The organism is Streptococcus sp. 477, from assembly GCF_013277295.1.
In the GTDB taxonomy this organism is placed as follows: domain Bacteria; phylum Bacillota; class Bacilli; order Lactobacillales; family Streptococcaceae; genus Streptococcus; species Streptococcus pseudopneumoniae.
Window position 1 is genome coordinate 1 of record NZ_VMMQ01000033.1, and the last position, 21,131, is coordinate 21,131.

The 21,131-nt window shown below is 41.1% G+C and carries 17 protein-coding genes and 1 pseudogene; 1 reads left to right on the top strand and 17 read right to left on the bottom strand.

From position 1 onward, the window contains the following. Positions 1–209: 209 nt before the first annotated feature. The 13 genes and pseudogenes from greA to HT691_RS05195 all read right to left on the bottom strand — a co-directional run bounded on the left by greA (position 210) and on the right by HT691_RS05195 (position 16,728). Positions 210–692, bottom strand: a complete 483-nt coding sequence (gene greA / locus HT691_RS05140; RefSeq protein ID WP_000818760.1) for a transcription elongation factor GreA — start codon at positions 690–692, stop codon at positions 210–212. A 61-nt stretch (positions 693–753) separates the two neighbouring features. After that, positions 754–2,418 (bottom strand): endolytic transglycosylase MltG, encoded by a 1,665-nt coding sequence (gene mltG / locus HT691_RS05145; RefSeq protein ID WP_172921757.1) that lies wholly within the window; start codon positions 2,416–2,418, stop codon positions 754–756. 80 nt (positions 2,419–2,498) lie between these two features. After that, on the bottom strand, positions 2,499–2,993 hold the full coding sequence (locus HT691_RS05150; protein ID WP_023933146.1) for an N-acetyltransferase: 495 nt from the start codon (positions 2,991–2,993) through the stop codon (positions 2,499–2,501). Further along, the gene (locus tag HT691_RS05155; protein ID WP_023937205.1) at positions 2,990–3,451 is read right to left on the bottom strand and encodes a GNAT family N-acetyltransferase; all 462 of its coding nucleotides are present in this window, start codon (positions 3,449–3,451) and stop codon (positions 2,990–2,992) included. The genes HT691_RS05150 and HT691_RS05155 overlap by 4 nt, the downstream gene beginning before the upstream one ends. Before the next feature lie 9 nt (positions 3,452–3,460). Further along, a complete protein-coding gene (gene murC, locus HT691_RS05160) occupies positions 3,461–4,795 on the bottom strand; it encodes a UDP-N-acetylmuramate--L-alanine ligase (protein WP_023933148.1) in 1,335 nt (444 codons plus the stop codon). A gap of 10 nt (positions 4,796–4,805) precedes the next feature. Further along, positions 4,806–5,423, bottom strand: a complete 618-nt coding sequence (locus tag HT691_RS05165) for a hypothetical protein (RefSeq protein ID WP_000808213.1) — start codon at positions 5,421–5,423, stop codon at positions 4,806–4,808. A gap of 47 nt (positions 5,424–5,470) precedes the next feature. Continuing rightward, the gene (locus HT691_RS05170) at positions 5,471–8,569 is read right to left on the bottom strand and encodes a DEAD/DEAH box helicase (protein ID WP_138700376.1); all 3,099 of its coding nucleotides are present in this window, start codon (positions 8,567–8,569) and stop codon (positions 5,471–5,473) included. A gap of 92 nt (positions 8,570–8,661) precedes the next feature. Continuing rightward, positions 8,662–9,828 (bottom strand): MalY/PatB family protein, encoded by a 1,167-nt coding sequence (locus HT691_RS05175; protein ID WP_000521379.1) that lies wholly within the window; start codon positions 9,826–9,828, stop codon positions 8,662–8,664. 7 nt (positions 9,829–9,835) lie between these two features. Further along, positions 9,836–10,930: a cystathionine gamma-synthase gene (locus HT691_RS05180; protein WP_023933152.1), complete on the bottom strand. Its 1,095-nt coding sequence runs from the start codon at positions 10,928–10,930 to the stop codon at positions 9,836–9,838. A gap of 157 nt (positions 10,931–11,087) precedes the next feature. Next, positions 11,088–11,810, bottom strand: coding sequence for an ATP-binding cassette domain-containing protein (locus HT691_RS11290; RefSeq protein WP_025170631.1), 723 nt, complete (start codon positions 11,808–11,810; stop codon positions 11,088–11,090). Positions 11,811–11,996: 186 nt separating this feature from the next. Further along, positions 11,997–12,770: pseudogene (locus HT691_RS11295) on the bottom strand (ABC transporter ATP-binding protein); the annotation flags it as partial. A gap of 171 nt (positions 12,771–12,941) precedes the next feature. After that, positions 12,942–14,900, bottom strand: a complete 1,959-nt coding sequence (locus tag HT691_RS05190) for a peptide ABC transporter substrate-binding protein (RefSeq protein ID WP_054393067.1) — start codon at positions 14,898–14,900, stop codon at positions 12,942–12,944. Positions 14,901–15,105: 205 nt separating this feature from the next. Then, entirely contained in the window at positions 15,106–16,728 is a 1,623-nt protein-coding gene (locus tag HT691_RS05195) for a polysaccharide biosynthesis protein (protein WP_023933154.1), read from the bottom strand. A gap of 105 nt (positions 16,729–16,833) precedes the next feature. Between HT691_RS05195 and HT691_RS05200 the strand changes: the two genes are divergently transcribed. Next, a complete protein-coding gene (locus tag HT691_RS05200; RefSeq protein WP_023933156.1) occupies positions 16,834–18,279 on the top strand; it encodes a UDP-N-acetylmuramoyl-L-alanyl-D-glutamate--L-lysine ligase in 1,446 nt (481 codons plus the stop codon). A 46-nt stretch (positions 18,280–18,325) separates the two neighbouring features. Here HT691_RS05200 and HT691_RS05205 read toward each other — a convergent pair whose 3' ends face one another. The 4 genes from HT691_RS05205 to HT691_RS05220 form a co-directional block, all read right to left on the bottom strand. Next, a complete protein-coding gene (locus HT691_RS05205; protein WP_023933157.1) occupies positions 18,326–18,517 on the bottom strand; it encodes a CsbD family protein in 192 nt (63 codons plus the stop codon). A gap of 100 nt (positions 18,518–18,617) precedes the next feature. Beyond that, positions 18,618–19,268, bottom strand: coding sequence for a DUF1803 domain-containing protein (locus tag HT691_RS05210; protein WP_064496352.1), 651 nt, complete (start codon positions 19,266–19,268; stop codon positions 18,618–18,620). After that, complete coding sequence (locus HT691_RS05215; RefSeq protein WP_023933159.1) at positions 19,252–19,746, bottom strand: YiiX/YebB-like N1pC/P60 family cysteine hydrolase; 495 nt, start codon at positions 19,744–19,746, stop codon at positions 19,252–19,254. The genes HT691_RS05210 and HT691_RS05215 overlap by 17 nt, the downstream gene beginning before the upstream one ends. A 210-nt stretch (positions 19,747–19,956) precedes the next feature. Continuing rightward, the gene (locus HT691_RS05220) at positions 19,957–20,892 is read right to left on the bottom strand and encodes a manganese-dependent inorganic pyrophosphatase (protein WP_023933161.1); all 936 of its coding nucleotides are present in this window, start codon (positions 20,890–20,892) and stop codon (positions 19,957–19,959) included. Between the last annotated feature and the right edge of the window lie 239 nt (positions 20,893–21,131).

Sequence of the window (21,131 nt, forward strand, 5' to 3'; positions counted from 1 at the left end):
TTATACTCAATGAAAATTAAAGAGCAAACTAGGAAACTAGCCGCAGGTTGCTCAAAACATGGTTTTGAGGTTGTAGATAGAACTGACGAAGTCAGTAACCATATATACGGCAAGGCGACGCTGACGTGGTTTGAAGAGATTTTCGAAGAGTAGCAAAATGGAAAAAGGAGTGAGTGAAGCACATCGCCTCCCCACTCCTTTTTCTGTTTTTAGGCTGTTTTTTCAACCTTCAAGATTTTTACATCATAGCTACCAACAGGCGTTTCAATGGTTGCTGTGTCACCTGTTTTCTTGCCAATCAAGGCTTGTCCAATTGGGCTTTCATTTGAAACCTTACCTGCAAAGGCATCCGCACCCGCTGAACCTACGATAATATAAACTTCTTCTTCGTCCTCACCAATTTCTTGGATGGTGACTGTTTTACCAATCGCTACTTCGTCCTGGGCAACTGCGTCGCTATTGACGATTTCAGCATAGCGGATTTTTGTTTCTAAGCTAGAGATTTGTCCTTCGACAAAGGCTTGTTCATCCTTAGCTGCTTCGTACTCACTGTTTTCTGAAAGGTCACCGTATGAACGGGCAATCTTAATGCGTTCTACCACTTCTGGTCGACGAACCAATTTCAATTCTTCTAATTCTTTTTCAAGTTTTTCCTTTTCCTCAAGGGTCATAGGATATGTTTTTTCTGCCATTTTTCTCAACTTTCTTCTAATAATATTTTCTAAAGAAAATTATGTGAAGTATCACATAATTTTAGTTTGTTTGGTTTAATTTGCTGTTGACATGTTCAGCGACATTGCGATCGTGGTCTTCTTGATTATTAGCATAGTAGACCTTGCCTTCTGTGACATCTGCTACAAAGTAGAGGTTATCGCTCTTAGTTTGATTGATGCTTGACTCAAGCGCATCCAGACTTGGACTATCGACTGGACCAGGCATGAGACCTACATTTTTATAAACATTATAAGGTGAATCAATGTTGGTATCAATCGCAACATCCTCAGCTAAGCTGATATTTTGCCCCAGTTTTCCTTGGGCATACAAGATTGCAATATTACTTTGAAGTGGCATATCACGATTCAAACGATTGTAGAATACACCTGCAATGAGCTTACGATCTTCTGTCTTGGCACCTTCTTTTTCGACCAAGGAAGCAATGGTCAACAACTCATTGACAGTCAAGTTTTTAGATTTGATAGTACTATAGTAAGGAGATAGGTTCTTATCCATAGCAGCTAACATCTCATCAATCAAGCTCTCAACAGTTGTGCTTTCCTTGATAGAGTATGTAGCTGGGAAAAGGTATCCTTCCAAACGATAACGAGCCCCACTTTCCTTTGTAGGCAAGCTTTCCAATAAAGTAGGATATTTGGCTACTGCTTGACTGATAAACGTCTCATCTTGAACTTTTGCTAGGAAAGCATCCGCTGTCAAAGGCTCTTTGAAGTCACCTTGCAATTGACCTACCGCTTGAGCAATCTGATCCAAAGTATAACCTTCTGGAATTGTCAAAGTCGCAAGGACAGGTTCTTGTGGTTCATCTGTTCCACCTTTTTGCAACTCTTTGAGTAAGTCTTCTGTACTCATACTCTTTTGCAAATTGTAGTAACCCGCTTTCAAATCGGTATAATTTTTATACTTGGCATAAAAGCTAAAAATCAGACCATGCTTTACCAAACCAGCTTTTTCAAGCGTCGTACCGATTTCTTGAACGTTTGAACCTTCTGGAATTCCAACAGTCACATATTTCTTAGAATTAGCATCGATAGGTAATAAAGAATCTAGCACGTACTGGTAACCAAAGTAGCCACCTGCTGAGAGCAAGGCAAGGAATACAAGGAATGAAATCACAAAAGCTTTCACATGTGACTTCTTCTCTTTCTTAGACTTAACGGGTTTTGCTCCTTCTCTACGGCTACGACGTGGTGTATCGCTGATGATATCCACTGTTTCTGTAGCAGGCGTAGGTGTTTCTGGACCTGCTTGTTCTGCTTTTTTCTCTGCCGTCTTATAGGAAACAGCTACCCTTGTTGGGGTTTCATTGTATTCTCTTTCAAGTTTCTTAGGTCTAATAGGACCTGGTCCTGGTCTTGAACCACTTTCTTCCGCTGGAGAGGAAGGTACATCTTGACTTGGATGACTTGGAACACCAGGAGTTTCTCTTTGAATCTCATCTGCTGGAGAAGCTGGTACATCTTGACTTGGGTGAGTCGGCACGGTAGGAGCTTTTCTCATAATCTCCTCTACCGTTGACAAGGAATCAGCCATGAGTTCTTCAGCTGAAGGTTCATTTGCAGGAGTGCGAACTACTGCCTCATCTTCTTTCAGAACTTCATCATAGCCTTTTACTTTTTCTAAATCTCTCAGAATCTGCTCTTTAAAGCTTAATTTCTCTTCTTCTCTTGACTTTTCACTCAAAAGTTTTTCCTCCTTGTTGACAATCCATAATATTATATCTTAAAAGTCCAAGAAAAGCAACCTATGATGCTTTTCCTAGCTTATTTTTTCATTTCCCAGACCATATCATACCAGGTTTCCCCTGCAAAGGTTGACTGGGACTGGCCTTCGTTGACAAATCCATGCTTTTCATAGTAGGCAATAAGATAGTCATGACAGGTTAGATTAATGCCATCTCTCTCATATTCAAGAGCAACTTCTTTCAAGGCTGTTAGCAATTTCTGACCCAGTCCGAGTCCCTGTGCCTCCTTGGCAATAGACAGACAGGTCACAGAGATATAGCCCCCCGACCCATGGCTATGGTCTTCTATCTCTTCTGTAAAAGACTGGTCTTGCAGATGGCGATGGGGGCCAACTGGTCCTTCTATATAACCCATAATCCTACCCTCTTTTTCAGCAACCAGAAAAGAGGTCTGAATTTCTCGCAAATGTGCCTCAAAGACAGAGCGAGGAATGGCTTCTTCGACCGAAAAATTCTCTAGTTCAATCTCGACGATACGATCCAAATCTTCTAATTTTGCTTGTCTGATCTTCATTGTGCCTCCAGATAAAAGGGATTAAACCAAATCATACTAAAACCCTGGCTAGTTTCATAAAGGGAAGTTTCTTCATCAATAAAACCGTTCATTTCAAAATAGGAAAGCAGCTCATCAGGACTCTCCAAACAAATCCCTTTGTAATCCAGCTCAACTGCCACCTCTTTCAAAGCCGCAAGAAGAAGTGTTCCCAATCCTTGTCTCTGATGGTCAGACTCAATGACTAAAGAATCTACTTTTAGACATTGCGGATTGTCTGACTGGGGACTTGATAGAATATAGCCTAAAAGTTGGTTTTCATCCCTAGCTAGAAGAAAGGTATCCGCACACTTACGGATACTTTCTTCTAAGATATGGGAAGGTTGCTGCTTTTCAGCCGGAAAAGACGAAGTTTGAAGTGCCTCTATCTCAGCCAAATCAGACTGACTTGCCTGAATGATCTTAATTGGAATTTCCATGAGAATAACCTATTGAACATTGCTTGTCAAGTTAGACAAGAGTCGCTCAAATGAGTATTCATAGGTTTGGATATCTCCTGCTCCCATAAAGACGTAAACAGCATTGTCATGGTCTAGGAGAGGAGAAACATTTTCAACAGTAATGACTTGGTGTTTCTTGTTGATTTTATTAGCTAGGTCTTCTACCTTAACATCACCATGGTCTACCTCACGAGCAGATCCATAAATTTGGGCTAGGTAAACAGCATCCGCTTGGTTTAAAGCGTGGGCAAAGTCATCTAACAAGGCAATGGTTCTTGTAAAGGTATGCGGTTGGAAGACCGCTACAATTTCCTTGCTTGGGTATTTCTGACGAGCCGCATCCAAGGTCGCAATAATTTCTGTTGGATGGTGGGCAAAGTCATCGATAATCACTGTGTCATTGACAATTTTCTCAGTGAAACGACGCTTAACACCGGCAAATGTTTTCAAGTGCTCACGCACCAAGTTCAAATCAAATCCTGCTGTGTAAAGAAGACCAATAACGGCTGTCGCATTCATGATATTGTGACGACCAAAAGTTGGGATGTGGAATTGACCCAAGTCTTGTCCACGGAAATGAACGGTGAAGGTTGAACCAGTTGTTGAACGAAGAAGCTCACTAGCTACAAAGTCATTGCCCTCAGCTTCAAAACCATAATAATAAATCGGAGCATTAGCCGTAATCTTACGCAATTCTGCATCTTCACCATAGACAAAAAGACCCTTGGTAATTTGTTTGGCATAGTCGTTAAAGGCATTGAAAACATCCTCGAGACTTGTGAAATAGTCTGGATGGTCAAAGTCAATGTTGGTAATAATAGAGTATTCTGGGTGATAAGGCATAAAGTGGCGCTCATATTCGTCAGATTCAAAGACAAAATATTTGGCATTGGCCGAACCACGACCGGTCCCATCCCCAATCAAGAAGCTGGTATCTGTAATGTGAGACAAGACGTGTGACAACATACCTGTCGTTGAAGTTTTTCCATGCGCTCCTGCTACTCCCATGCTGACAAAGTCACGCATAAAGCTACCTAGAAATTCATGGTAACGTTTGTAGCTGATACCATTTTGGTCCGCATAGGCAATTTCGACGTTGTTATCTGGACGAAAGGCATTTCCAGCGATAATTTCCATATCACCGTCTAGATTCTTTTCATCAAAAGGAAGAATGGTAATTCCTGCCTGCTCAAGACCTCGTTGAGTAAAGTAGTACTTTTCAACATCTGAACCCTGTACCTTATGCCCCATTTGGTGCAACATCAAGGCCAAGGCACTCATCCCTGATCCCTTAATCCCGATAAAATGATATGTCTTTGGCATGTTTTCTCCCCTATTCTGTAATTCTGGTCAGATTCAACTCTTGGGCAACCCGACGTTCTTGTTCTGTTTGTTTACTTTTTTTATTGTAGATTTGGCTCTTCTTTAGAAAATCATAGTTGTTTTTCTTTGGAGCAGGTGCTGACACTTCTTCATTCTTGGTAGGGATAGAATGAACTTCCTCCGCTAAGATATAATGAGACTGGGTCAATTTTTGGCTATATCTGACAAATTCACCAGGATTTTCCTTTTGGAAAGGAGTTGTCGGTTGGTTGCCCTGTCTAAGAAGGCCTGATTTAGAATGACGTCTCGCACGGCTGAAATCCTGAGTTAGATAGTTAGCAGAGCGTTTCTTTTTCAAGTCTGCACGCGCTTCTTCACGCGCCACCTCCGCATAGCTCTTTCCTTCTTTTTTTACCCCTAAAGGAGCCTTTTTAGGTTTCTCTACTTGCTTTTCAAGCGGTTTTGCTGGTTTTTCTTCAGCAATAGGAGCCCATTCTAAATAATTTTTATCCCGATACTCACCCTTGATATTACTGATCAGATCAGACTCATCGTACAAGTTCATGACTGGCATTTCAGTCAGCATGACCTCGTCATCTGACACCAATGGAAATCGTTCTTGTTTCATTTTCTATTTCCTTTCAACACTTCATTATAGCGTATTGTCTTGATTTTTCAAGTGCTGGCTTCAGAAATTCCCAAAATTTCTCTAATTTCTGCTAGGGTGAGACTGCCACGTGACTCTGTGCCGTCCAATACTTGTGACACCAGATGTTTCTTTTGTTCTTGGAGTTCCTGAATTTTTTCTTCAATGGTTCCCTTGGTCACCAAGCGATAGACCTCAACCGTTTCTTCCTGACCCATCCGATGGGCACGGCCAATGGCTTGCGCCTCAACAGCAGGATTCCACCAAAGATCGACCAAGATAACCGTATCAGCACCTGTCAGGTTCAGACCGACACCACCAGCCTTGAGGGAAATCAGAAAGGCATCTCTTTCCCCTTGGTTAAAGGCCTTGGTCATGTCTTGTCTTTCCTTGGCTGGGGTTGAACCCGTAATTTTAAAGGAAGTCAAGCCCAAGTCTGGCAGTTCTTGTTCAATTTTCTCCAACATTCCCTTGAACTGCGAGAAAATCAAGACACGGTGTCCGCCGTCTGCCACCTGTACCAGCAGGTCTCGGAGACTATCCAGTTTGCCACTGGCTCCCTGATAATCTTCCATAAAGAGGGCAGGAGTGTCACAGATTTGGCGCAAGCGCATCAGACCAGACAAGATTTCCACACGACTTCGCTGAAATTCCTGATCTGACACTTGAGCCAATCTATCTCTCATCTGTTGCAACTGGGCTAGGTAGATAGCCTTTTGCTGGTCTTCCAGTTCATTCTTATAAACTACTTCAATCAAATCTGGCAATTCAGTCAGCACTTCTTCTTTCTTGCGCCTCATCACGAAAGGCTTGATAAACTGAGCAACGCGCTCAGCTGGTAATTTCATAAATTCTTTCTTGCTTGGCAAAAGTCCTGGCATGACGATTTGGAAAATAGACCACAACTCACCCAGATGGTTTTCAATCGGAGTTCCTGACAAGGCAAAGACAGACGGCACCACAAATTGTCTCAAAGTCTGAGCAATCTTGGTCTGGGCGTTTTTCATGACCTGAGCCTCATCTAAGAAAAGGAAGTCAAAGGCCATCCCCTGATAAAGCTCACTGTCCTGACGGAAGGTAGCATAGCTCGTCACATAGATTTGATGGCTATCAGCAAGAATCTCTTCACGACTAGCTTTCAAACCATGAACAACAGCCACATCCAACTGTGGGGCAAACTTCTGAAATTCATCTGCCCAGTTGTAAATCAAACCTGACGGTGCTAAAATCAAGACCCGACTTTCTTTTGTCACTTGACTGGTCAAAAAAGCAATAGTCTGCAGGGTTTTACCAAGTCCCATATCATCAGCCAAAATTCCACCAAAACCATAGTGATGGAGCATTTGCAGCCAGCCGATTCCCTTTTCCTGATAATCTCGCAAATCGGCCTGAACCTGAGTTGCTTGTCTAGGGAAGTCCTCTGGATGCGTCAAGTCGTGAGCCAGATTCTGGAATTCTTGTGAAAAAGAAACACGGTCTCGCCCTTCAAAGAGATGAGCTAAACTGTAGGCCAAAGATTTCCGAGCCTGCAAGGTCCCATCTTTTAATTCAAACTGCCCCAGTTCCTGTAGATTTTGGCGAATTTTCTTGGTTTCTTCATCGAAAAAGTAGACTCGATTGGACGAATCAATGTAAAAATCTTGATTGGCAACCAAGGCCTGCATGGCTTGATCAATTTCCTCTTGGGCAATATCTTGAAAATCAAATTGGATTTCCAAGAGACCTCCCTTGGAAGCAATCTGCACTTGAGGGCTTGCTAGGTTATAGAGTTCTTCTAACTTGTCTGATAGGTCAACATTCCCGAGTTTTTCAAAGACTGGAATGATTTCGTGGAAGAAATGATAGACAGACTCTGCTTTTAGGGCCTGACGCCAAGATTGAAAGTCTGCTTCAAAACCTGTAACCAAACAGACTTGGAAAATTCTTTCTTCTAAGTCAGCATCACTTGAAAATGGCAATTCTTCTAGCTCTTGTCGGCTTGATACCTGCCTATCCCCATAATCAAACTGAATCTCTAAACGAATCCGATTATCTTCTTCCCTGTCAAAGTAAAAAGAGGGCGCAAACGTTTTGATTTGTAACCGTTCTGGAGCTGAAACAGTCCCCATCTGGCTAAAAAAAGTTAAACAAGAAGCCAACTTATCTCGGTCACTACTATCAAATTGCAGGTATTTCTTTCCATGCTGATCCACAGGTAGCGCTTTAATTTCCTTGAGAAGACGCATCTGTTGGTCTGTTAGAAAATAAACCTGTCCTTTATGGAAAAGTACAGCTCCCTGATAAAAGGCATTAACTCTTGGACTCTCTCTGATTTCCATTTCAAAATAATCCGAGTATTCTATTACTGTAAAGGCAAATAGATTAGCATCAGCATGCATATCCTGAAAAAGCAGGGTCTGGTAGCTATCCACTTGATGGTCAAATTGAAAATGGGGCAAGGTCATCAGTAAATTCACACCCTGCTCAAAAAAGGTCAGAGGGAAAAAGAGGTGCCGACCCTGGTTTTGGAAAAAGAGGTCTGGAGCCTGTCCTTCCTCCATCAGTCCCCGTAAGAACGTCAGAAGTTCTTGGCTGGCCTCATCAAAGGCTTCCCAAGAAAGAGACTCCTCATAGACCTTGCCAATCATATAAGACTTTCTCTGCTCGACAATCCTTAAAAAGAGTAGAATATCCCGAATGACATAGTATTTTTGGCTATTGATTTGGCCGATTCTCAGAGTCCACAAGATATGATTGCTTCCTGCTTCCACCTGACCCACAACTGATAACTCATAGGCGCATTCTGATTTTGGAGATAAAATTCGATCCAAAAACTTGCCACCCAAGGTCACCTTGGTTTCAATGGCCTCTTTTTCTTCATGACCTTCTTCCAGACTCCACAAGATTTCCTGACCACGCTCATCATTTTTCAGAAAATGCTCTAGCGCTGCCAAATGCACACAGTAGCCCCTCTTTTGAAAAAAATCACAGGCACAAAAAACCAAATCATCCTCTAAACTATAGCGCAGTTCTTCTTCTGCAACGCGAGCGTAGAGCCGATTGTTCTTTTCCTTGATGATATCAACCTTACCAGTTTCATAAAGGGCAACACCTTCGATACGAACTTTCCCCGGAATCAATTTAGCCATATTTTCACCTTTACCTTATCTTTTTATTATACCATATTTTCGCCTATGAAAATAGCCTTCTAGGAAGACTTTTCTCCTAGAAGACTGGATTTTTAACGTTTGGCAAAAGTAGCCACAATCCGCTGACAGACTTCTTGCAATAGAGATTTGGGCATAGCTATATTGATGCGGGCATGGAGACTTCCTTCCTCTCCAAAATCCAAACCACGGTTGAGGATAACCTTGGATTCATTTCTCAACAACTCTTGCAATGTTTCATCAGTCAGGTCATAGGCTGAAAAGTCAAGCCAAATCAAGTAGGTACCTTGCGGTTTCATGACCTTGATTTTAGTCTCTTTTCCAAATAGATCCACCACATAATTGATGTGATCTTCAAAGACTTGCTTGAGTTCCTCTAGCCAATCTTTACCGTATCGATAGGCAGCTTCTGTCGCCAAATAACCCAAGCCTGAAATTTCATGCTGATTATTGGCCAACAGGCGTTTCTGGAAAGCCAGTCTCAACTTAGGATTTTCAATGACTGCATAGGAATTTTTTGTCCCAGCAATATTAAATGTTTTAGTGGCACTGGTCAAGACGATAGCAAAATTTTTGAAGGCAGGATTGATGGTATTGAAAGACTGGTGTTTGTGACCAAAGAGGGTCAAATCTTGGTGAATCTCATCTGAAACTAACAAAACACCGTGTTTTTGGCAGAGTTGGCCAATCTTCTCCAACACTTCTTTTTCCCAAACACGTCCACCAGGATTGTGAGGGTTGCAAAGAATATAGAGTTTAACCTCCTCTTCCACCAAATCCTTTTCAAGTTGGTCAAAGTCAATCTCAAACAGACCATCCTTTTCCACTAAGGAATTAGTAATCAATCTACGATTGTTCAACTTGACACTGCGAGCAAAGGGTGGGTAGACAGGCGTGTTAATTAAAACCGCCTCGCCTTCTTTTGTAAAGGTTTGAATAGCTGTTGAGATGGCTGGTACCACACCCTCGATAAAAACAAGAGCCTCTTTGTCAAAGTTGTAACCGTATTGTGTAGCTTCCCACTTTTGAACTTCCTTAATTAAGTCTTCACTGGCATAGGTATAACCATAAACCAGTTGGTCTGCGTAAGTTTGCACGGCTTGGCGGATTTCAGGCAAGACCACAAAGTCCATATCCGCTATCCAAGCTGGTAGAACTTCACTATCCGTTTCTGTTTCTTTCCATTTATAGGTATGGTGCCCTAAACGGTTGGGCAGGCTTGTAAAATCATATTTTCCCATCTTTGTCTTATCCTTCTAAAGCTTGGCGCAAATCTGCAATCAAATCTCTAGCATCCTCAATCCCAATTGACAAGCGCAAGAGGTCATCTGTCAAACCATAAGAATGGCGCACTTCTGCTGGAATATCAGCATGAGTTTGCGTCGTTGGATAAGTAATGAGACTTTCTACCCCACCCAAACTTTCCGCAAAAGAGAAGACCTTGAGACTGTTCAAAATATGAGGAATGCGCGTTTCATCGACTACTTTAAAGGAAATCATCCCCCCACGACCAGTATAGAGAACCTCCTTGACTGCTGGAGAATCCTTCAAAAAGGCAACCACTTCTTGGGCGTTAGCTGTTGAGCGCTCCATACGAAGAGACAAGGTCTTGAGACCACGAAGCAACTGGTAGCTGTCAAACGGTGACAAGACTGCCCCTGTCGTATTGAGATTGTAGAAAAGCTTCTCGTATAGTTCTAAACTATTGGTCACAACCACTCCAGCCAAGACATCATTGTGTCCTGCCAGATACTTGGTTGCTGAATGGAGAACCATATCTGCTCCATCTTCGATCGGACGTTGGTAGATAGGGCTATAGAAGGTATTGTCCACCACCACTTTGGCACCCTTAGCATGAGCCAATTTTGCTAGTTTTTCGATATCAAATTCCAACATCAAGGGATTGGTTGGGGTTTCGATATAGAGAACATCCACATCCTTTTCTAACTCGGCAATCAACTCTTCTTCTGTATTGGCATAGGTAAAATGGAAACGACCTTCCTGCTCCACTTGGTTAAACCAGCGAAAAGAACCACCGTAAAGATCACGCACTGCCAAGACCTTACTTCCTACTGGAAAGACGCTAAAGGCCAGTACAATAGCTGACATCCCTGAGCTAGTCGCTAGGGCATAGTCTGCTGACTCAATAGCCGCCAAGACTTCCTCAGCCTTACTACGAGTTGGATTTTTAGTGCGCGTATAGTCAAACCCAGTAGATCGACCAAACTCTGGATGCTGATAGGTCGTTGAAAAATGGAGCGGTGTCACCAATGCACCTGTCGCTTCATCTGACTTAATGCCCGCCTGGGCCAAAATTGTGTTAATGTGTAATTCCTTGCTCATACAATACCTCCAAATCTATAGTAACTATTGTACCACTTATTTTCATCAACTCATTTTCTTCTTTTCAAGAGCTAGCTATAGTTTCAAACTATATAAAAAGGGAGTTTTTCCTGCTCCCTTTAATAGACTATAAAATGGTGAATCTCAAAAGACACCTTCACTCTATCATTTGCTCCTGCACAAAACGAGCATAACGCTCATGATTTTCCAGTAGTTCCTTATGAGTTCCTGAGCCAGTGATTTTCCCCTCCTCTAAGAAGAAAATACAATCCACATCTTTTACCGTTGACAAACGATGCGCTATAATCACAACTGTCTTCTCCTTTAGTACAGAATAGAGGCTACTGATAATCGCATACTCAGAATCCGCATCAAGATTAGCAGTGGCTTCATCAAATATAAGAATTTCAGCATCTTTTAAGTAGGCTCTAGCTATTTGAAGTCTTTGGCTTTGTCCCCCTGACAAGAGTCGTCCGCGTTCACCAACCTCAGTATCTAGTCCCTCTTTCATGGAGCGAATCTCATCACCTAGTGATACTAAGTCTAGCACTTTCATCAATTCATCATCAGTTACTAAGCGATTCAAACCGAGACAAAGATTGTCACGAATACTGCCAGATAAGACTGCATTATTTTGTGAAACCCAAGCGATTTTACTTCTCCATTCTTTTAAGTTAAAATCATATATACTTGATTGCTCCATTAGAATATCTCCTGAAAGCGGTTTATAAAACCGCTCTAACAAACGCACAATCGTTGATTTTCCTGATCCAGATGGTCCAACAAAAGCAATTTTTTGCCCCTTGAAAATGGAGAAAGTAATATCCTTTAAGACAGGTCGATTTTCATCATAACCAAAATAGACATGGTTAAAATTCAACCCTTGTCCTGATACCGATTTTCCTCCCTCAAATTTTTCTTTAGGAACTGCAAGCAAGTTCTCCAGTGCAACTGAAGATCCCTTACTCCTAGAATAAACAGTTACAAAATTAGCTATATTACTAATAGGATTAAGTAATTGAAAGAGGTAAATCAAAAACGAAACCAAGGTTCCCACAGATATATATCCTGCGCTGACCCGATAACCCCCATAGGTTAGCATCACAGCTATAGTCGCAAAGATAAATAAGAGAGCAAACGGGGTCTCAAAAGAAGTAATCCTATCTGATTTCAGTGAATTGTTTTGTACCCTTTCAATACAATTATCCAAAACATCCTGTACACTTTTCTCTGCTTGGTTAGTCTTAATTAATTCATGTTCTTGAATCTTTTCAGTCAATTGCCCTGTTAAAAATCCGATTTCCTCCTGTAAACGACGACTATACTTTTCACTGATATTGGAAAGGGGCAAGATAATAAACATCATACAAGGAAGAGTGATGAATAAAAGTAGAGAAAGATTCCAATCAAGACTAAATAAGACTATGATGGAACCAAGTACCATAACTAAACTCAAAATAATATTTGGGAAAGTCGTAATTAAAAACTCACGAATGACACTCGTGTCATTGACAATGGCAGAAGTCAACTCCCCACTTTGGCTCTTATCAAAGAAGGATTTCTCTGCATAAATCAACCCCTCTATCACTTTTTTCCTGATTTTTGCTATCTTTTTTTCACCCGATTGACTAAACAGATAGTAACCAATAGAAGAAAACAAGGCTTGACCAATAAAAATCAAAAACGATTGAAATACTTTGGAACCTATATTTTCAATAGAACTCCCATCTATTAAACCCTTTAAGATAAGGGGAAGCAACAAAGCAAGTAGACTAGACAGAACAAGGAAGAAACTCCCCATAATCACCTTAGTATCTACTCTTAATAATTTTAATTTCATAAATACTCCTTATAATATTTCAACGGATAAAGTCAGGAATAACTCAATTTGAGGATAAAATCTAATAAATCTTCCTATAACAAAACGCATAACATCTAGGATTTTATATACCTGATATTATGCGTTTTTAAGCACAAAGACTTCTTACACAAACTTATCTACAATTAGATTTTATTTGACATGTTTTGCCAATTCTTCTTGGGCTTTTTTATTAGATTCTTCTTTTTCTTTCAACCATTTTTCTCTGGCTTTTGCATATTCGTCTGTTGTGACAATCTTATCTTGTACTTTGAGGTATTTATATGATTCAACCCCTTTTGTACCGGTTAAACCATAGGCACCAGCAAATGGTACGGTTCTTCTCAATGATGGTGTTCCCCCACGCGAAACACTTGGAAGAACTAAAGAACTATCAATCAACCAAGCTTGAATATCAGCATATTTCTCATAACGTTTGGCTGGATCTTGCTCTTTATTAGCTTCTTCCAACATTTGAGTATAGACATCCAGTCCAACTGCCTTAGCCTTGTCATTGGCCTCACCAGGCTCTAGTCCAAGATTTTGCAGAAATCCTCCACTATTAGTATTAAAAATATCGAGATAGGTTGACGGGTCTTGATAATCAGGTCCCCAACCGCCATGATATAAATCATAATCTTTCTGAGCAGCTGTTTGAGCAAAGTAGCCTGAACTGTCAAACTCATCTGATGTTAATTGCTGAATGTCAATCACTACATTATCAGAACCTAAAACAGATTCAATTGATTGTTTGATAGAACTAACTCCTTGTATGCCCACTTTATCTGTTACTTCCACAGTCTTATCCAAGTGGATTGGGAATTGAACACCCTTTGCTTCGAGTTCTTTCTTAGCTTCCGCAAACTTAGCCTTGGCTTTCTCAGGATTGTAGTAAGGGTCTTGACCATCCGCAAAGTTGATACCTTGCCATTCCTTACCATAGTTGACCATCTTAGAGGCTACAACTTCACCAAAGTCTTTTCCCTTGATACTGACAAAGTTTGGAGGAACCACTAGGTTACGCAAAATCTTTGTTGCACCTTCTTTCCCTTCAGACTGAGCCCCATAAGATGTTCTGTCAAAAGCAAAATTGATAGCCTGACGGAAGTTTTTATTGAGAACTGCTTCCTGAGTCGATTTCTTTTCAATGTCACTTGTTTTAGAAGTATAATTGTAAGACTTCCTATCTAGGTTAAAATTAAAGAAATATGAAGTTGAATTTTGCATACTATAGATGATATTGTTTTTGTATTTTTCTTTAATCCCTTCATAGCTGGAGCTGTTAGGAAAAAGACGAGCCGTAGTATAAGCACCAGCTGTAAAATTACGTTCCAGTGATTCTTGGTCGCTACCATCATAGTAGGTCAATTTCACATCGTCTACAAAGACATTCTTAGCATCCCAGTAATTAGGGTTTTTCTTATATTCAATAGCAGATTTTGAGACAAGTGCTTTCATCAAGAAAGGTCCATTGTACAAAATACTAGATGGATCCGCCTTCCCAAAATCATCCCCTTTTGATTTCAAGAAATCTGCATTAACAGGAAAAAGTATCGTTGCGAGTGTTTTTGAATTCCAGTAAAGTTCTGGTTTAACCAAAGTATATTGAACCGTTTGGTCATCAAGTGCCTTGACACCAACAGTTGAAAAGTCGCTTGTTTTACCAGTGATATAGTCATCCAAACCAGCAACAGAGTCCTGCACTAGATACAAGGCTTCTGATTTTTTATCAGCTGCATATTGCAAACCTGTCACAAAATCCTGGGCAGTTACAGGCGCATATTCTTCTCCCTCAGAAGTAAACCACTTGGCATCCTTGCGAAGTTTGTAGGTATAGGTCAAACCGTCCTGAGAAACAGTCCAATCCTCTGCTAATGATGGAATAATATTCCCATATTGGTCATTTTCTAATAACCCGTCTACCAAATTTGCAACAATATCGGATGTTGCTGCGCGGTTCTCTGCTAGATAGTTCAAGCTAGATGGGTCACTTGAATAAACATAGTTGTATGTTTTTGTCGCCGTGCTAGAATTTCCGCACGCGCTCAATAAAACTCCTGTACCCAGGACAAGACCTGCCAAGGTTAGATATTTGCTCTTAGACTTTTTCATTTCCAGAACCTCCTGCTTTAAAGATTTGTTTTATTATACAACGTTTAGTTTGTTTAGTCAATGATTTTGTCCAAAAAAATCGAAAAAGGCCTCATCTTCTACTCTTAAAAGATAATTTTAGCTGTTTTGACGCTAAAAAAAAGAATAAGTTTCAAGTTCTCCTAAAAGATTGTTCAACTTATTCCTTTTATTTATAAATGCTATCTTAAGAAAACTTAAATTTTGCTCGCAACTGGGCAGCTTTGGCCTGTCCAATAACCTTATCTAAGAGACGAGTATAGAGACTCATGAATCCGTAGAGTCCACCCCCCATGGCACCGACAAGAGCTACATAAAAGAAGCTCCACAAACGTCCACTTGGTTGGAAAACAAATCCTAACAGCCACTGGATGGTTCCTATTAACAGAAACATGACTAGGGTCAGCAAACTGATTAAAATGATTCGCTTCACAATCACCTTGCGCTTAACACCCGTTACTTTACAAATATCCCGATACATCAAGACGTTAGGAATGATAAGAGCGATGGTTGTTGAAATCAAGGGACCATAACTGTGGAAAAGGGCGATGGTAGGCAGTTGCAAGACCAGCTTGGCAATAGAACCATAGATAAAATAGAGAACGGCCTTGCGGTTGCGGAACATGGCTTGAAGCATGGGGGACAAGACCATGTACAAGCCTAAAATAATAGACTGCAAAACTGCAAAGACAAATAAGCCCATAGCCAAACTGTCTGGCTTGCCATAGAAGACTGTATAAAGAGGTTCTCCTACCATAACCACTCCAACCGTTGCTGGTAGCAAGAACATAAAGAGTAGGGTGAGACTGTCCTGAACGAGACGAGAAGCTGCCTTCAAGTCCCTCTTGACATAGTTTTCCGTCAAAAGTGGCAAACCAACACTCCCAATCGAAACCCCAACAGAAATCAAAATCATCGTGATTTTATTAGGATTGGCTGAGAAATAAGAAAACATGATAACCAAGTCCTCATTGCTGTAGTTGGTAAACCAGCTCATACTATTGATAAAGGTCATCTGGTCCAAAATCTGGAAGAGCTGGATGGCAGACCCTGTCAAGATAAAAGGAATGGCTTCCTTAATGGTATCTACTAAGAGACGCTTGCTGTCTATCTTATCCCCTGTTTCAAGGACTTTTTTGAGTAACCCTTCTTGAGCAAGAAAATAGACCAAAACTGCAAAACTGGCTACCATACCGACAAAGGCCGCAAAGGTGGATTGGGTAACAGCTGCTAGATAGTCTCCCGAGCCAAGCTTCATAATGATAAAGGTTGCTAGGAGCATCCAGATAACACGAATGACCTGCTCAGCAATTTGGCTCATGGCATAAGGTTTGAGATTATTCATCCCTTGGAAAAATCCTCGGATAACACTCATAGATGGGAAAATCAAGACTCCCCAAGCCAAGCTTTGCATGATTGGGATCAAGTCTTTGCCCACGCCAGACAAGTCTGCTAGCCAAGGAGCAAAGACATACAAGACTAAAGCAAAAACCAGGCCTAGTCCTGTCATAAAGCCTAAAAAGCTCCGAATCAGGGCAAAGCTATGCTCCTCTTCTCTCATGGTATTGTACTTGGCAACTTGCTTGGCCACCGCAACTGGAATCCCTGCTGTTGAAACCAGCAAGAACCAGGCATAGATATTGTAACCCATGGTAAAGAGACCATTAGCCGTAGCCGCATAAGACCCCATCCAGATATACCAAGGAATAATGTAAATAGCCCCAAGTAGGCGACTGATAAAGTTACTAGCCGTTAGCCAAGCAGTCCCCCGTAACATCTGAGCCTGCTGGTGATTGTTTTCGTGCGACATAGATTCCTCATTCAATTTTGATAACTAGGAAAAACTCCTTATCTTCCATTATAAACTTTTCCTTGTTACTTGTAAATTTGCGACTTTCGGTTTACAATAGAAAGTATGATTAAGATTGAAACCGTATTAGATATATTAAAGAAAGATGGTCTCTTCCGCGAGATTATCGACCAAGGACACTACCACTACAACTACAGCAAAGTTGTTTTTGATAGCATCAGCTACGACAGCCGAAAAGTAACAGAAGACACTCTTTTTTTTGCAAAAGGCACTGCCTTTAAGAAGGAATTTCTGCTTTCAGCAATCTCTCAAGGACTCGGTTGGTATGTGGCTGAAAAAGACTATGAAGTTGGTATTCCTGCCATTATCGTGAACGACATTAAGAAAGCTATGAGTCTGATTGCTATGGAATTTTATGGAAATCCACAGGAAAAACTCAAACTCCTTGCCTTTACTGGAACCAAGGGTAAGACCACAGCAGCCTATTTCGCTTATAACATCTTATCTCAAGGGAATCGACCTGCTATGCTCTCGACTATGAATACAACTTTAGATGGCAAGACTTTCTTTAAGTCTGCATTGACAACTCCTGAGAGTATTGACCTATTTGACATGATGAATCAGGCTGTGCAAAATGACCGTACCCACCTCATCATGGAGGTATCTAGTCAAGCCTATCTGGTCAAACGTATCTATGGTCTAACCTTTGATGTGGGAGTTTTCCTCAATATCAGCCCAGACCATATCGGCCCGATTGAACACCCTAGCTTTGAAGACTATTTCTACCACAAGCGTCTCTTGATGGAAAATAGCCGAGCAGTCATCATTAACAGTGACATGGATCACTTTTCTGTCTTGAAAGAACAAGTGGCAGATCAAGACCATGATTTCTATGGTAGCCAATCTGATAACCAAATCGAGAATTCCAAAGCCTTTAGCTTTTCAGCTACGGGTAAACTGGCTGGAGACTATGATATCCAACTGATTGGTCACTTCAACCAAGAAAATGCCGTTGCTGCTGGACTTGCTTGCCTCCGTCTCGGAGCTAGTCTTGAGGACATCAAAAAAGGAATCGCTGCAACCCGCGTTCCTGGTCGTATGGAAGTCCTCACTCAGAAAAATGGAGCCAAGGTCTTCATCGACTACGCCCACAATGGGGATAGTCTGAAAAAACTCATCAATGTGGTTGAAACTCATCAAACTGGAAAGATTGCTCTGGTTCTGGGATCAACAGGAAACAAGGGAGAAAGTCGTCGTAAGGACTTTGGCCTCCTCCTCAATCAACATCCTGAGATTCAAGTCTTTTTGACTGCTGATGACCCCAATTATGAAGACCCGATGGCCATTGCAGATGAAATCAGTAGCTACATCAATCATCCTGTTGAAAAAATTGCGAATCGCCAAGAGGCCATCAAGGTGGCAATGACCATCACTGAACAAGAACTCGATGCTGTGATTATTGCTGGTAAGGGAGCTGATTGCTACCAAATCGTCCAAGGAAAAAAAGAAGCCTATCCAGGAGATGCAGCCGTCGCAGAAAATTATTTATAAGATAGTAAAAAATCAAGGGAAATAAAACCCTTGATTTTTTCTATTTTTATTTAAAAGCGTTTTTCAAACCTTCAACGGCACCTTCTACAGCACCTTTAGCATCTTCAACTACTTCTTTTGCCTTAGCAACTGTCTTTTCTACAGCGCCTTCTGCTTCAGTCTTGCTATCCCCAGTAACTTTACCAAATCTTTCTTTGATAGCGCCTGTTGCTTGTTCCAATTTGTTTTCAAGTGACATATGATTGTCTCCTTTAGTTTTATTCCGATATGTGTTATCGGTTACATTAGTATAAACTTATCGGTAGATAAAGTCAAACAATGTGCTCAGAAACAAGAAATCACGCCAAGTAGAAAGTTAATCTTTCCTTATCAAAATCAACGGCCAACTCATACTTTCCATCTTCATTTTGGACAATATAACCTAGGACAACTAAACTATCCACAAAGATGTCTCGGCGTTTCTGCATAAGCTGGTCTTTTTTGAGAAATTTCAACAAAAAAGTCGTCATATACTTGAGGGCATACTCAGGATTAACATCTCCCAAAATGTCATAAAGTTCCTGCTGTTTTTCTGTCAAAGGATACTGATGTTTGACCTTGTAGAAATAATTAGACAGGGTCATTTTAGTCCGCGCAAAATCTGTTTTTTCAACTAAAATAGCTGCATTGGTTTGATTGCGCAATTCCGTCTCAAAACGCTGCTCCAACAAGGCTTGATAGGTCGGACTATCTTCGCTGACAAAAATCTCTTGATCCAGTTCGAGACTATCGAGTGATTCAAGCATAGGAAGATTGAGGTAATAACGCTTATTTTCCCGACGAACCAAGCCCACTTTTATATACTCTTCCATGAGTTTGTCAACTGCTACATCTGGAAATTGAGTCTTAATTTCCCGTAGAATCACATCCTCATGCTGGTCCAGATAGCGGATCAATTCTCCAAAAAATGGCTGTCTCGTCAAACGAGATGGATTAAAAATCTGAATCATGAAGATTCCTTTCTTTACATTCTAACAGAGGCGATGCTGCCAACTGACTGGGATTGGTCCCAGCTTGGTTCAGAGGAACAGGCAGACCTAGTTCTCTGTAATACTCCCTCCAAAAATCACTAATCGCCTGCTCCCCATCCCCAAATTTCATAGGTATGTTTTCAAAAATGGGGAGAATTTCTGCCATGTACTGGGAACAGTAAAAACCAGCTCCATCTGGATAGAAAGAAGCATTGTAGGGTGCTCCTAGATGTTTGCAAGCTCTTTCCTTCACCGAATGGATATCCATTTCTGGGTAAACATAGATGTCGTACAAGTGATTGGGCTCAAAGAAGTCTGCAGGTTCTTGACAGACAACACCAGCCTGTCCACTAGCGTGGTAAATCATCCCATCCAAATAAATGGCAACATGGTTATAGTTGCCTGTGGAAGTCTGGATGGCCTGTCCCATGTCTGACCCATCTCTCACAAAAATCATACTCTTCGAAAATCAAATTCAAACCACGTCAGCGTCGCCTTACCGTACTCAAGTACAGCTTGCGGCTAGCTTCCTAGTTTGCTCTTTGATTTTCATTGAGTATCAAATCACCATTTTCTAACATACTTCACTCCTAGAAAAAAAGGAGCCGAAACTCCTTTCGATATAAGGCAAACTAGCCTTTCCTAATTTGAATTAACACTCAAAATCTTAAGCATTAAAGCTTTCAGTCAATTGAGGTACCACTTGTTTCTTACGTGAAACGGCACCAGCAAGGAAGGCATGATTGTTTTCAAGTTTGAAGTTGAAAGCCGCTTCGACCTTGCCCATATTGGCACCAAGAGCCAAGATTTCTGAGTTTGAGTTAACGATATCTGTAATCATCAAGACAAAGTCAGAGTAGCCGTTTGCTTCGTTAGCAGCTTGCATTGCAGCTTCAATTTCTGCTTGACGTTCCAAGACTTCAGCGATGTCAACTGTGTTCACTTGGGCAACACGGACATTATTTCCGTTCAATTCAAAAGTTTTAGCATCGATGTCAATCAATTCTTCAGCAGATTTGCTAGCCAAGTTTGTACCAGCTTTCAACATAGACAAACCATACTCTTCCAAGTTTACACCAGCTAATTCAGCCAATTCAGGAGCAATGACTGTATCTGTTGGGTGTGTTGTTGGTGATTTCAAAAGAAGGGTATCGGAAATCAAACCTGAAAGCATCAAACCAGCAATCTCTTTAGGCACAGCTACACCATGTTCTTTGAACATACGGTAAACGATTGAAGACGCTGATCCAACTGGCTCCAAACGCATGTAAAGTGGGCTTGCAGTTTCAAAGTTAGCCACACGGTGGTGGTCTACAACACCATAAACTTCTACTTCAGCGATATCTGATACAGATTGTTGGAATTCATTGTGGTCAGTCAAGATAACTTGCTCTGCACCTTCTGCTTTGGCAGAAGTGATAACACGTGGTGCTTCCACACCAAAATAGTTCAAGACAAAGGCTGTTTCTTCATTTGGAGTTCCAAGAGCAACAGCTTCCGTATCCAAACCGTAAGCTTCTTTTGCAAGGTAGGCAAAGGCTACAGATGACCCGATGGCATCTGAGTCTGGATTTTGGTGACCAAATACTAGAATCTTAGACATGATAATACCTCATTTTGTTTATTCTCTTTATTGTAGCATTTTTTTCGCTTTTTGACAAAAGTAAGAGGAGTCAAAGGACTCCCCGCTACTCTTCAAAATAACTGATACTCTTCGAAAATCTCTTCAAACCACGTCAGCTTCGCCTTGCCGTAGGTATGGGTACTGACTTCGTCAGTTCTATCCACAACCTCAAAACAGTGTTTTGAGCTGACTTCGTCAGTCTTATCTACAACCTCAAA